The 13,137-nt window shown below is 63.6% G+C and carries 13 protein-coding genes and 1 pseudogene; 4 read left to right on the top strand and 10 right to left on the bottom strand.

Annotated features, from left to right (window positions below; translation table 11 throughout):
- Positions 1–939: TRAP transporter large permease (locus B7L71_RS03170; protein WP_081135950.1), on the top strand; the 939-nt coding region annotated here is incomplete at its 5' end.
- A gap of 70 nt (positions 940–1,009) precedes the next feature.
- Here B7L71_RS03170 and B7L71_RS03165 read toward each other — a convergent pair.
- The 3 genes from B7L71_RS03165 to B7L71_RS03155 form a co-directional block, all read right to left on the bottom strand.
- Complete coding sequence (locus B7L71_RS03165; RefSeq protein WP_081135948.1) at positions 1,010–1,963, bottom strand: D-2-hydroxyacid dehydrogenase family protein; 954 nt, start codon at positions 1,961–1,963, stop codon at positions 1,010–1,012.
- Positions 1,964–2,095: 132 nt separating this feature from the next.
- The gene (locus tag B7L71_RS03160; protein WP_016915349.1) at positions 2,096–2,818 is read right to left on the bottom strand and encodes a haloacid dehalogenase type II; all 723 of its coding nucleotides are present in this window, start codon (positions 2,816–2,818) and stop codon (positions 2,096–2,098) included.
- On the bottom strand, positions 2,808–3,716 hold the full coding sequence (locus tag B7L71_RS03155; protein ID WP_016915350.1) for a LysR substrate-binding domain-containing protein: 909 nt from the start codon (positions 3,714–3,716) through the stop codon (positions 2,808–2,810). Before B7L71_RS03155 ends, B7L71_RS03160 begins: the two co-directional genes overlap by 11 nt.
- Before the next feature lie 211 nt (positions 3,717–3,927).
- Between B7L71_RS03155 and B7L71_RS03150 the strand changes: the two genes are divergently transcribed.
- Genes B7L71_RS03150 through B7L71_RS03140 form a run of 3 tightly spaced genes read left to right on the top strand, consistent with a single transcriptional unit; the run spans position 3,928 to position 8,069 of the window.
- Complete coding sequence (locus tag B7L71_RS03150) at positions 3,928–5,124, top strand: CaiB/BaiF CoA transferase family protein (RefSeq protein WP_016915351.1); 1,197 nt, start codon at positions 3,928–3,930, stop codon at positions 5,122–5,124.
- 12 nt (positions 5,125–5,136) lie between these two features.
- On the top strand, positions 5,137–6,045 hold the full coding sequence (locus tag B7L71_RS03145) for a hydroxymethylglutaryl-CoA lyase (RefSeq protein WP_081135946.1): 909 nt from the start codon (positions 5,137–5,139) through the stop codon (positions 6,043–6,045).
- Positions 6,046–6,104: 59 nt separating this feature from the next.
- Positions 6,105–8,069: an aconitate hydratase gene (locus B7L71_RS03140; RefSeq protein ID WP_229800813.1), complete on the top strand. Its 1,965-nt coding sequence runs from the start codon at positions 6,105–6,107 to the stop codon at positions 8,067–8,069.
- A 256-nt stretch (positions 8,070–8,325) separates the two neighbouring features.
- Here B7L71_RS03140 and ureG read toward each other — a convergent pair whose 3' ends face one another.
- The 7 genes and pseudogenes from ureG to B7L71_RS03105 form a co-directional block, all read right to left on the bottom strand.
- Complete coding sequence (gene ureG / locus B7L71_RS03135) at positions 8,326–8,958, bottom strand: urease accessory protein UreG (RefSeq protein WP_081135942.1); 633 nt, start codon at positions 8,956–8,958, stop codon at positions 8,326–8,328.
- Between the two features lie 23 nt (positions 8,959–8,981).
- Positions 8,982–9,701, bottom strand: a complete 720-nt coding sequence (locus B7L71_RS03130; protein WP_081135940.1) for an urease accessory protein UreF — start codon at positions 9,699–9,701, stop codon at positions 8,982–8,984.
- On the bottom strand, positions 9,691–10,296 hold the full coding sequence (locus tag B7L71_RS03125) for an urease accessory protein UreE (RefSeq protein WP_081135938.1): 606 nt from the start codon (positions 10,294–10,296) through the stop codon (positions 9,691–9,693). Before B7L71_RS03125 ends, B7L71_RS03130 begins: the two co-directional genes overlap by 11 nt.
- Positions 10,297–10,454: 158 nt before the next feature.
- Positions 10,455–12,170, bottom strand: a complete 1,716-nt coding sequence (gene ureC / locus B7L71_RS03120; RefSeq protein WP_081135936.1) for an urease subunit alpha — start codon at positions 12,168–12,170, stop codon at positions 10,455–10,457.
- A gap of 58 nt (positions 12,171–12,228) precedes the next feature.
- A complete protein-coding gene (locus B7L71_RS03115; protein ID WP_062359179.1) occupies positions 12,229–12,552 on the bottom strand; it encodes an urease subunit beta in 324 nt (107 codons plus the stop codon).
- Positions 12,553–12,575: 23 nt separating this feature from the next.
- Positions 12,576–12,878 (bottom strand): urease subunit gamma, encoded by a 303-nt coding sequence (gene ureA, locus B7L71_RS03110; RefSeq protein ID WP_016915359.1) that lies wholly within the window; start codon positions 12,876–12,878, stop codon positions 12,576–12,578.
- Positions 12,879–12,911: 33 nt separating this feature from the next.
- Positions 12,912–13,137, bottom strand: a pseudogene (locus tag B7L71_RS03105) (urease accessory protein UreD); the annotation flags it as partial.

Raw genomic sequence — 13,137 nt, 5'->3', positions numbered from 1 at the left:
GGGGCGGCCACCACGGCGGCGGTGGGGTCGAGCCTGGTGCCGGAGCTGAAGCGCAAGGGCTACGACCCCGCCTCGGCGGCCAGCCTGATCGCCGCCAGCGGCACCATCGGCGTGGTGATCCCGCCTTCGGTGCCGATGATCATCTACGCGGTGATTGCCCAGCAGTCGGTCTCCAAGCTGTTCCTGAACGGCTTCTTGCCGGGGCTGGCCATGGGCCTGGCGCTGATGGCCATTGCCATCACCCAGGCGTACAAGCGCCAGTACCCGAAAGGCACGCCGCTCTCGCTGGCCACCATTTGGCGCACGTTGAAATCGGCCAGTTGGGGGCTGATGACGCCGGTGATCATTCTGGGGGGGATCTTCTCGGGGATTTTCACGCCGTCGGAAGCGGCGGTGGTGGCGGTGAACTACGCGCTGCTGGTGTCGCTGTTCGTGTACCGGGACTTGACCCTGCCCCAGGTGTACAAGCTGTTGATCCGTTCGGCGATGACCACCGCCGTGATCATGCTGGTGATTGCCATGTCGGCGGTGCTGAGCTGGACGCTCTCCAGCTGGCAGGTGCCCGGTGCGATTGCCCAGTCGGTGCTGTCGCTCTCCACCAATCCCTACGTAATCATGCTGCTGGTGGTGGCGGTGATTCTGCTGACCGGGGTATTCATCGAGACGGCCAGCGCCTTGATCATCCTCACCCCGGTGCTGCTGCCGCTGGTGCTGCAGCTGGGCATCGACCCGATCCACTTCGGGCTGATCATCGTGGTGGGGCTCTCGATTGGCATGATTACCCCACCCGTGGCCATCAACCTTTACGTGGCCTCGTCGGTGACCCAGCTGCCGCTGGAACGTATCACCCGCGCCATTATCCCTTATCTGCTAGGGCTGATCGGCGTTCTGCTGCTGGTGGTCTACGTGCCCATCCTGCTGGGCTGGTCGGGCCACTGAACCGACGCCTCGGCCTCTATCACCTCGCGGGCGGTGATCTTTCACCGCTCGCGGGGTGTGCGTCAGAGGCTTAGCCCTCTTCTGCCAGATTACGCCCTGGCGTGCCCGCTTCGAACGCCAGCACGTTCTCGAACGCGTCGCCAAAGTAGAGCTCGTAGCTGTCTTTCTCCACGTAGCCCAGGTGGGGCGTGGCCAGGAAGTTGGGCAGCGCCAGCAGCGGATGCTCGATCACCGGCTCTTCGTCGAACACGTCCACGGCGGCCATGCCGGGGCGGCCAGCCTTCAGCGCCGCTTCCAGTGCGCCCGCTTCGATCAGCGGGGCGCGGCTGGTATTCACCAGCACGGCGGTCGGCTTCATGCTGGCCAGGTTGGCGGCGGTGACGATACCGCGGGTCTCCGGGTTCAGGCGCAGGTGCAGACTCAGCACATCGCTGCGTTCGAAGAATGCTTCCTGCGAGGTAGCGACTTCCAGCCCCGCCTCGGCGGCCCGCTGGCGGGTGCCCTCGCGGCCCCATACCAGCACGTTCATTTCGAACGCCTGGCCGTAGCGAGCTACCAGTTGGCCAATCTTGCCGTAGCCAAACACGCCCAGGGTGCGCCCTTTCAGGCCCATGCCCAGCGTGCGCTGCCAGCGGCCTGCCTTGAGGTTGGCCACCTCGTCGGGAATGCGCCGCATGGCCGAAAGCACCAGCCCCCAGGTAAGCTCCGCGGCGGCGTAGGGCGAGCCGGTGCCTGCCAGCACCATCACGCCGTGCGCTCGGCAGGCGGCCATATCGACATGTGCCGCGCCGCCGCCGGTTTGGCTGATCAGCTTGAGCCTGGGCAGCCGCGCCAGCAGGGACGCGGTGATCGGCGTGCGCTCACGAATCAGCACCAGCGCGTCGGCCTCCTTGAAGCGTTCGACCAGCGCGTCCTCATCGGTGACGGTGTCGTTGTAAATCGTCACCTGGTGGCCTGCCAGCTTGGCGAAGGCATCCAGGTCGCGCACACAATCCTGGTAATCATCGGGAATGACAATGTTCATCAAAGCGGCTCCTTGCGTATGGCCCGCGCCTCTCCACCTGGCCAAGGATTCGGCGTCAGCGAGTAAAGCATCAACATAAACGGAAACGTCCCACCACCCAAGCCCCCCCCCTTCAGGCAGGTGATGAATACCTCATGTCAGTTGCCGTGCCAGGTCGAGGAAGTCCTCGGCCACCAGGTCGAAGCAGGGGTCGATGCTCAGGTCTGGCGTGGCCGTGGGGCCAAACTCCAGCGGACGCTTCACGAACGCCGTGCGCATGCCTTCCCGGTGGGCGGCCTGCAGGTCATCCTGGTGGGCGGCCACCATCAGAATCTGCGAGGGTTTCAGGTCGAGGAGATTGGCCGCCATGTGGTACACCTCGGGGTCGCGCTTGTAGTGCCCAGCAAGCTCGGAGGAGAGCACGCAGTCCCAAGGGAGCCCCGCGTGGCGGGCCATGTTCACCAGCAGCGACACGTTGCCGTTGGAGAGCGTGGCCAGGGTGAAGCGCTGCTTTAACGCCTGCAGCCCTGCGACGCTGTCCGGCCAGGGCGTGAGGCGATGCCATACGCGGTTCAGGTGCTGCTTGACGGCCTCGCTCAGCTGGTCGGCCACTCCGAACTCTTCCAGCAGGGTATCCAGCGTCATGCGGTGCAGCGCATCCAGCTTGGTCCAGGGCAGCTCCCCCTGGCGTACGCGGTTCATGGCCGGGGCATAGCCTGCCCGCCAGCGGTCGGCAAACGCCGGCCAGTCGATGGCCAGGCCCTTGGCCGCGCTGAGCTGTTCGCCTTCGCGGATGACGCTGCCGCGCCAGTCCACCACGGTGCCAAACACATCGAAGGTGAGCGCCTTGATGTCATCAACGAAATCAGTGGTCATGGGGTGTCTCCTGAGGGGATAGCAGATGGTCGACCAGATGACGCGCCACCACCGAAAGGCCAGCGTAATGGCGCATGCCAATCACCAGCTCCCGGGTAGCCCATTCGTCGGCCAGTGGAATCATGCGTAGCTTGAGGTCTTGCAGGTCTCGATAGAGCGTGCGCTGGGGCAGCACCCCCACGCCCAGGCCGTAGTGAATCATGCGGCAGATGGCATCGAAGCTGCGTACCTGTATGCGCATGCGCAGGTTTCTACCAGCCTGGCTGGCCTGTTCATGGAGCAGCGATTGCAGCGAGGCATCCTGTTGCAGCCCCACGAAATCGTACTCCGCCGCCTGGTGCAAATAGAGCTTGTCGTGCCTGGCCAGCGGGTGGTCCTGCGGGGTGACCAGCACCAGCTGGTCCCGCCGATAGGGGCGCACCTCCAGCTCATCGGCGGCCACGTGGCTGGCAAAGATGCCGATATCGGCCACGCCGTCGCGCACCGCCGCAATCGCTTCACTGCTGGTGCGCTCCTGCAGGTCGATCTTGATTTGCGGGTACTCCCGGGCAAAGGCGCTGAGGTCCTGGGGCAGAAAAGCAATGATCGCCGAGGTATTGGAATGAATGCGCACGTGGCCCCGCACGCCTTCTCCGTACTCGCTCAGCTCGGCCTGCAGCCGGGCCACATCTTCCAGAATACGCCGGGCGTGGTGCAGGAAGGCCCTGCCTGCGGGGGTCAGCTCAACGCCGCGTGGCCGACGATACAGAAGCTCGGTGCCCACCAACGTCTCCAGGTCGCTGACCCGTTTGCTGACCGCCGCCAGCGCCAGGTGCTCACGCTCCGCCGCAGCGGTCAGGCGCCCTTCGTCGGCAATCGCGACGAACAGTCTGAGCGTGACAAAATCGAATCGCAGCATGGTATTACCCGATCAGTGGTTGGAAACGTGGTCGAAAACATCGTTGGAAAAAGTACCGCGCGCCCACGTCAGGGTTCGCCAGTGACGAACGCCCGTTTCCTGATTGCCTAATTGTGATGCTCGGCAGGCTCGCAGATGCTTGATGGACAACAACAGTCGAGTCTGCATCCAGACCCGCCTGCCAGATCAAGCGTTATCAGGAGCCTTCATTATGACAACGCGCCAGCTTCCTCTCGATGGACTTAAAGTCGTAGAGCTTGGCCAGCTCATTGCCGGTCCGTTTGCCACCAAGCTGCTGGGGGAGTTCGGGGCAGATGTGATCAAGATCGAGCCTCCCGGCACCGGCGACCCCCTTCGCAAATGGCGTATTCTCGAAGAGGGCACCTCGCTGTGGTGGCACGTCCAGAGCCGTACCAAGCGTTCGGTGACGCTGGACCTGCGCAGCGAACAGGGCCAGGAGGTGGTGCGCCGCCTGGCCGCCGAAGCCGATGTGATCGTCGAGAATTTTCGCCCCGGCACGCTGGAAAGCTGGGGGCTGGGCTACGACACGCTGGCCGCCCAGAACCCGGGCTTGATCATGGTGCGAGTTTCCGGCTTTGGCCAGACCGGCCCCTACCGCAACAAGCCAGGCTTTGGGGTGATTGGCGAAGCCATGGGTGGGCTACGCTACTTGACCGGCCACCCCGGCGAGCCTTCGGTGCGGGTGGGGGTCAGCATCGGCGACTCGCTTTCGGCGCTCTACGCGGTGATCGGCACTCTGTTGGCCCTGCAGGAGCGTCAGCGCAGCGGCCTGGGGCAAGAGATCGATGTGGCCCTGTACGAATCCGTGTTTGCCATGATGGAGAGCCTGCTGCCGGAGTTCGATGCCACCGGCCAGGTGCGGGAGCCCAGCGGCAGCGCGCTGCCCGGCATTACGCCATCCAACGCCTACCGCACCTGCGAAGGCGAATACGTGCTGATTGCCGGTAATGGCGACAGCATCTTCAAGCGCTTGATGGGTGTGATTGGCCGTGAGGATCTCGCCAACCACCCCGCCATGGCCCACAACGATGGCCGCAGCCAGCACGCCAGCGAGATCGACGCAGCCATCGAAGCCTGGACCCAGACCCGCCGCCGCGACGACATTCTCAGCGCCCTGGACGACGCCCGCGTACCGGCAGGCTTCCCCTATACCGCCGCCGATATCGCCAACGACCCCCACTACCTTGCCCGAGAGATGATCCAGAGCGTCACCCGCGCCGATGGCCGCCCACTCAAGGTGCCGGGCGTGCTGCCCAAGCTGAGCGCCACCCCCGGCAGGCTGGGGCAAGGCGGGCCGACGCTGGGCGCCCACACCGATGACGTACTGGAAGAGCTGGGCATCGATGCCGCCACCCGCGACAAGCTGCGCCAAGCGGGCATTATCTAACCGGAGACCGCCATGACCACCCTACAAATCAACGAAGTGGCCCCCCGCGATGGCTTTCAGAGCGAAGAGCGCTTTATCCCCACCGAACAGAAAGTCGCGCTGATCGACGCTCTCACTGCCACCGGCATTGCGCGCATCGAGGCCACCTCCTTCGTCTCGCCCAAGGCCATTCCCCACCTGCGCGATGCCGCCGACGTGGTGAATGCCATTCAGCGCCGCGACGGCGTGGAGGTCACCGTGCTGGTGCCCAACGTCAAGGGAGCCGAGCGGGCGCTGGCCTGCGGCGTGGATGAAATCAACCTGGTGATGTCGGCCAGTGACGCCCATGGCCGCGCCAACCTGCGCATGACGCCAGAGGCGTCACTCGAACAGTTCGCCTCGATCATCCAGCTGGCACAGGGGAGCGGCGTGTTCATCAACGCCTCGCTCTCCACCACCTTTGGCTGCCCCTTCGAAGGCAAGGTGCCCGAAGCCCGCGTGCTCAGCCTGATCGAGCAGCAGCTGGCGCTAGGCGTGGAAGGCATCACGCTGTGCGATACCACCGGCGTGGCCAACCCCGCCCAGGTCGGCGCGCTATGCCGCCAGGTGCTGGAGCGTTTTCCCGGCGTGCCGTTCACGCTGCATTTCCACAACACCCGAGGCATGGGGCTGGCCAACGCCCTGGCGGCGTGGCAAGCGGGCATCCTGCGGTTCGATGCCTCGCTGGGTGGCCTGGGCGGCTGCCCGTTTGCCCCTGGCGCCACGGGTAATGTCTGCACCGAAGACCTGGTGCACATGTTCGAGCAGATGGGCGTCGCCACCGGCGTCCACCTGCCCGCGTTACTGGATATTTCCGCCACCTTGCCAGCGCTGATCGGCCACGACACGCCCGGTCAGGTGGTGAAAGCCGGCAGCGCGGACCGCTGCTACGCCCTGCCCTGAACACGTTTTCTCCCGAATCCTCTGTGCCACCGATAACAACGACAACCTGGTGAATGACCATGACCGCATCCTCCCCTGTTCCGCCGTCAAACCTTGCCCAACAGCTGCTTCAACGTCACTTGGTCAGCGGCGAGCTGACCCCTGGCAGTGAAATCGCCCTGCGCATCAACCAGGCCTTGTTGCAGGACGTGCTGGGCACGCTGGTCATGCTGGAGCTGGAAGCCATGGGGCTCGACCGTGTACACACCGAGCCCAGCGTGCAGTACATCGACCACGGCCTCGTCCAGGCCGACAACCTGAACGCCGAAACCTACCTCTTTCTGAAGAGTGCCTGCGAACGCTTTGGCGTGTGGTACTCAGGCCCCGGTAACGGCATCAGCCATCCGGTGCACATGGAAAACTTCGGTGTGCCCGGCGAGTCCATCGTCGGTTGCGACAGTCACACCACGGCGGCGGGTGCCCTTGGCATGCTGGCGATTGGTGCGGGCGGCATCGAAGTGGCCATGGCCATGGCAGGCGAGCCGCTGTACATCACCATGCCGAAGATTTGGGGCATCAAGCTGGAAGGCCAGCTGCCCGACTGGGTCTCGGCGAAGGACATCGTACTGGAACTGCTGCGCCGCCACGGCGTGGCGGGCGGCAAGAACACCATCATCGAGTATTACGGGCCAGGGCTTGCCCACCTTTCCGCCATGGACCGCCATGTGCTGGCCAACATGGGCACCGAGATGGGAGCCACGGCCACGGTGTTCCCCAGCGATGACGAGACCCGGCGCTTTTTGGCCTCCCGAGGCCGAGAAGCCGACTGGACCCCGCTGGCTGCCGAGCCCGGCTGCCACTACGACCTGCACGAGACGCTCGACCTCAGCCAGCTAGAACCCATGATTGCGCTGCCCTCCAGCCCGGATAACGTCGTCACCGTACGTGAGGCGGCGGGCCAGCCGCTGCATCAGGCGTACATCGGCTCGTCGGGCAACCCCGGCTTTCGCGATTTTGCCGTGGTGGCCGAGATCGTGCGCGGCAAGCAGGTGGCCGACGGCGTTTCGCTGGATATCAACCCCTCTTCCCGCCAGGTGCTGACCTCGCTCATCGAGCAGGGCTACCTGGCCGACCTGGTCGCCAGCGGCGCTCGGCTGCACCAGGCGGGCTGTAATGGCTGTATCGGGATGGGGCAAGCACCCGCCGTGGGGCTCAACAGCCTGCGTACCGTGCCGCGCAATTTTCCCGGGCGCTCCGGCACGCGGGAAGACAGCGTGTTTTTGTGCAGCCCGGAAACCGCCGCCGCCTCAGCGGTGGCCGGGGTGATCACCGACCCACGCACCCTCGACATGCCCTACCCCCGCCCCCAGGAGCCCGCCCGAATCGAGGTGAACCGCGCCCTGTTCAACGCGCCGCTGCCTCCCCATGAAGCAAAGCTGAAAGCGCTGCAGAAGACCGACAACACACCGGCCCTGCCAGAGCTCGCCCCATTGCCGGACCGCCTGGAAGTGCCGGTGCTCCTGGTCACCGGCGACAATATCTCCACCGATGACATCATGCCTGCCGGGCAGCGGGTGCTGCCCTACTGGAGCAGTGTGTATGCCTCGGCCCCCTTCACCTTCGAGGCAGTCGACCCTCACTATGCCGAGCGCGCAGAAAGCACTCGCACCCAGGGTGGACACGCGATCATCGGGGGGACGAATTACGGGCAGGGCTCCAGCCGCGAGAATGCCGCACTGGTGCCGCGCTACTTGGGGCTACAGGTGGTGGTCGCGAAGAGTTTTGCGCGGATTCACTGGCAAAACCTGATCTGCTTTGGTGCGCTGCCCCTCACCTTTACCCGCGAGGAAGACAGCGCCCGGCTAACCCAGGGCGACTGCCTGGTGATCGAGGGGCTCTACGCGCAGCTGGAACGCGGGGACACGCTGACCGCGCATATCCCCGGCAAGGGCGAGCTGACGCTGCATCATGGGCTCAGCCCCCGCCAACGGGAGCTGATTGCGCAAGGTGGCGTGATCAACCACCTGCGCCAGCGTCACCGTTAGTGGCATCGCCATTTACAGCAACTGAGGCCAACCACAGAGGTTCAATGTGTCATCTTTAGCCATTTTGCGACATTTATTACTTTGCTAACAAATAATTAATAGCCGACAGGCGTTTTCATAACCTAGGTTAAGGTTATCAGGGAGTTATCAGTTCAATGTAGCTGAGTGGTGGCCAGGGATGGCCCGTTTTGACACGACGCCAACCACGTTTTTCCGCTGCCCTGACCGCTTACCGCCTGGTCAGGGCAGCTTTTTATCAGGCGCTTGCTGCCGCTGGGCGCCGCTCTTCCAGCATGCCTTTGTCGAGTATGAAGCGAATGATCTCTTCGAGGCCAACGCCATCGTAGAGGTTGGTGAACACGAACGGGCGTTCGCCGCGCATTTTCTTCGAATCTCGCTCCATCACTTCCAGCGACGCGTGTACCTGCTCGGCGATATCGATCTTGTTGATGATCAGCAGGTCCGACTTGGTGATACCCGGGCCACCCTTGCGTGGAATCTTGTCGCCTGCAGAGACGTCGATCACGTACAGGGTGAGATCGGAAAGCTCGGGGCTGAAGGTAGCGGAGAGGTTGTCGCCACCGGACTCTACCAGCACCAGCTCCAGGCTGGGGTGGCGGACGTGCAGCTCGTCAATGGCCGCCAGGTTCATCGAGGCATCTTCCCGAATCGCCGTGTGCGGGCAGCCGCCGGTTTCCACCCCCAGAATGCGGTCGGCGGGCAGCGCTTCGTGACGCAGCAGGAAATCGGCGTCTTCGCGGGTGTAGATGTCGTTGGTGACCACGGCAATATCATAATGATCGCGCAGCGCCAAACAGAGCTGCTTGAGCAGCGCGGTTTTTCCGGAACCTACCGGGCCACCCACGCCAACGCGTAAACAGTGAGTCATTCTCTTCTCCTGAATGATGCCAGTTAACTTCTAAATAAACGGGAGTATTGGGTTTCATGCAGGGCGCTGGCCAGTGCCACGCCGGGCAGCACGGGGCCCAGCGCATCGTCGTCCAGGTGCTTTGCCCGATCGACGGCCACGACCAGTTCGCTGCGTAGCCGCTCGATGATACGTTGTGCCGCGGTATGCCCCAGCGGCAGCGCTTTACAGGCCACGGCCAGCTGGTTTTCCAGCCAGGCCCAGGCAAAGCCCAGCTGCGCCTGATGAACGGGAATGCCCCGTTGATAAGCCGCCCAGCTGAACATCGTGACGTAACCCGCCTGCGGTGGCAAAAGCGGCGTCAGTGAGTCTTCACCTGGCAGCCGTTCATCGTTTGGCAATAGCGCCAGGCTGCCCAGCAGCCGCGTGAGTGACGCGCCCAGGCGGCTATCCTCTGCGGCCAGTTCGGCGGTTTCACGGGTAGCGGCCAGCCAGTGGTCCCACTCGGCGACCGTGTCGCCTTGCTGGTCGGCAAAGGCGCCGTATAGCCGGTCGATCACCGGCAGCTCACAGCGGGTCAGGCCATCTTCCAGCACCCCAGACAGCCACTCGCTCAGGCTCTCTTCATCGCGGACCCAGCCCAGCTCGAAGGCGCTTTCCAGCCCTTGGGAAAAGGCGAAGGCGCCGATGGGCAGCGCCGGGCTCACCAGTTGCAGCAAGCCCAGCAGCGCCAGGTCCGGCGAGGTGTCTGGCTTAGTGGGCATGGCTGTGTCCATGTCCATGTCCATGTCCATGGTCGTGGTCGTGGTCGTGCTCGTGGTCGTGCTCGTGGTCGTGGTCGTGGTCGTGGTCGTGGTCGTGAGCATGGGAATGCCCGTGGCCATGGCTATGACCATGGCCGTGCGAATGCCCACCCCCCACCTGGTTATAGGCGCCCGGCTCGGGGTCGAAGGTGGCGTTGTGGTGCTCGAGCGTCGCGCCCAGCAGCTCGGCCAGCTCTTCGAGAACGTGGTCGGGTGGGAAACGCACCCAGCCGCCCTGCTGGTCTTCTCCCAGCGCCAGCTGCACATGGCGATTGCCGAGGTGGTACGCCAGCCGTGCCAGGGGTAAGCCAGTGCTCACTCGCGCGGTCACCACGGGCTCAATGGCGGCACAAACGCGCACGATCTCACCATTTTCGGCTTTCAGGCCGTCACCATCGCGCAATACCGGGCCGCGATCCAGAAACAGGCCCAGCGGCTGGCCGCTGTCGCTTTCGGCTTTCAAGCGGCCACGAATACGCAGCTCGAAGGGCAGTGTCAGCGTGTCGCTGGCGGTGTCCTCATCTACGGGGCCGAGGCGTTCAATCAGTTTCAACATCGATATCGTCCTGTTATAGCCTTGGGGGGCTCGCCGGGAGCAGCCCTACGAGAGGGCGCTGTAAATACCTCCCTGTACGCTACTTTTGCCATCCATGGCAAAAGACCCTCTCTACGGGCTGCCCCCGGCTCTCGTGTCGCCTAGGATATGTCTTACATTCAAAACAAGTGATACCGCTGCGCCAGCGGCAGTTCAGTCGCGGGCTCACAGGTGAGCAGTTCGCCGTCGCAGCGCACTTCGTAGGTTTGCGGGTCGACGGTGAGCTCTGGGCAGGCGTCGTTGAGCTTCATGTCCTTTTTACGCACGCCGCGCACGTTCTTGCAGGCCGACAGCGTACTTTGCAGGCCCAGCCGCTCCTTGATGCCCGCATCGATGGCCGCCTGGCTGACGAAGTTGAGCCTTACCTGGCTGGCCGCCCGGCCAAAGGTGCCGAACATGGGGCGGTAGTGCACCGGCTGCGGTGTGGGAATCGAGGCGTTGGGGTCGCCCATGGGCGCTCCGGCAATCATGCCGCCTTTCAAAATCAGCGCCGGTTTGACGCCGAAGAAGGCGGGCTTCCACAGCACCAAATCGGCCAGTTTGCCCACTTCAATGGAGCCTACTTCATGGGCGATGCCGTGAGTAATGGCGGGGTTGATGGTGTATTTGGCGATATAGCGCTTGGCGCGCAGGTTGTCGGCCCCCAGCGCTTCATCTTCCGGCAACAGGCCGCGCTGCACCTTCATTTTATGGGCCGTTTGCCAGGTGCGGCAGACCACTTCACCCACGCGGCCCATGGCCTGGGAGTCGGAGGCGATCATCGAAATCACGCCCAGGTCGTGGAGGATATCCTCGGCGGCAATGGTTTCGCGACGAATACGTGAATCGGCAAAGGCCACGTCTTCGGGAATATTGGGGTCCAGGTGGTGGCAGACCATGAGCATGTCGAGATGCTCGTCGATGGTGTTCACCGTGTAGGGCCGCGTGGGGTTGGTGGAGGACGGCAGCACGTACTCCTTGGAGCAGGCAGTGAGAATGTCCGGGGCGTGGCCGCCACCTGCACCTTCGGTGTGGTAGGTGTGGATGCCGCGCTCTTTGAAGGCCGCCAGGGTGTCTTCCACGAAGCCGGATTCGTTGAGCGTATCGGTGTGGATGGCGATCTGCACATCGTACTTTTCCGCCACGCTCAGGCAGGTGTCGATGGAGGCGGGGGTGGTGCCCCAGTCTTCATGCAGCTTGAGGCCCATGGCGCCCGCTTCCAGCTGCGCTTCGAGCCCTTCCGGCAGGCTGGCGTTGCCTTTGCCCAGCAGGCCGATGTTCATGGGCAGGTCGTCCACGGCCTGGAGCATCTTGCCAATGTGCCACTCGCCGGGGGTGCAGGTGGTGGCGTTGGAGCCCGTGGCGGGGCCAGTGCCACCGCCCAGCATGGTGGTAACGCCGCTCATCAGCGCTTCTTCCACCTGCTGAGGGCAGATGAAGTGGATATGGGCGTCGATGCCACCAGCGGTAAGGATCTTGCCTTCTCCGGCAATCACTTCGGTGCCAGGGCCAATGACGATCTCGACATCGGGCTGGGTGTCGGGGTTGCCTGCCTTGCCAATGGCGGCGATGCGGCCATTTTGCAGCCCCACATCGGCTTTGACGATGCCCCACCAGTCGAGAATCAGCGCGTTGGTGATCACGGTGTCCATCACCGAGGCATCCTGGCGCTGGCTTTGGCCCATGCCATCGCGGATCACCTTGCCGCCGCCGAACTTCACTTCTTCACCGTAGTGGGTGGCGTCTTTTTCGACTTGAATCCATAGCTCTGTGTCGCCCAGGCGCACGCGGTCGCCTACCGTGGGGCCGTACATATCGGCGTAGGCGCGCCGACTGATTCTGTTTACCGGTTTCATGTATTGCCTCTCCTAAAAGATGAAGCCTGGCACTGGGGAGCCTAATCGCCTGACGCCATTAGCTATTCAGAGGACGATCCAGCGGCCCCATCACATCGCCACGGAAGCCGTAGATTTCCCGCTTGCCGACGAACGCTATCAGCGTGACTTCGCGGGTTTGGCCGGGTTCGAAGCGGATGGCGGTGCCTGCGGCGACGTCCAGCCGGTAGCCACGGGTTTTATCGCGGTCAAACACCAGCGCCGGATTGGCTTCGGCAAAATGGTAGTGGGAGCCGAGCTGAATGGGGCGGTCGCCGGTATTGGCCACCTCTACGGTGATGCGTTCGCGGCCCGCACACAGCTCGATATCCGCTTCGTGCAACTGATACTCACCGGGAATCATGGCGCTCTCCTAGCGGTGGACGGTTAGTTGATAGGGGTGTGGACGGTGACCAGCTTGGTGCCATCGGGGAAGGTGGCTTCTACCTGCACTTCATCGACCATCTCGGCCACGCCTTCCATGACATCGTCACGGGTGAGGATCTCGCGGCCGTAACTCATCAGGTCGGCGACGCTGCGGCCGTCTCGTGCGCCTTCCATGATTTCAAAACTAATCAGCGCCACCGCCTCGGGGTAGTTGAGTTTCAGGCCGCGCGCCTTGCGCCGCTCGGCAAGCTGGGCGGCCGTGAACAGCATCAGCTTGTCTTTATCTCTTGGGGTCAGTTCCATGGAGTGTCTCCAGCATCATCGAAGTGTTGCCAATCAGGTTAGCCAAATACGCGGGGTATGCGCTTCGCGTTCGATCCAGCGCGGGCGTAGTAGCTGCCAGGCGTGTTCACACAGGGCCCAGGCTTCGTTTCGGGATGCACCTAAATAGCGCATCAGCAGTACGCCATGGCGTTCCGTCACTGCCCAGCGGGGGTTATCCGGCAGCGCCTCGCGCAGTGCTTCGATGGCCGCCGGGGCATCATCGAGCCCCACGGCCCAC

Source organism: Halomonas sp. BC2, from assembly GCF_002078115.1.
GTDB classification, from domain to species: Bacteria; Pseudomonadota; Gammaproteobacteria; order Pseudomonadales; family Halomonadaceae; genus Vreelandella; species Vreelandella stevensii.
Note: the sequence above shows the minus strand (reverse complement) of the source record. Positions and strands in the feature narration are given on the sequence as shown.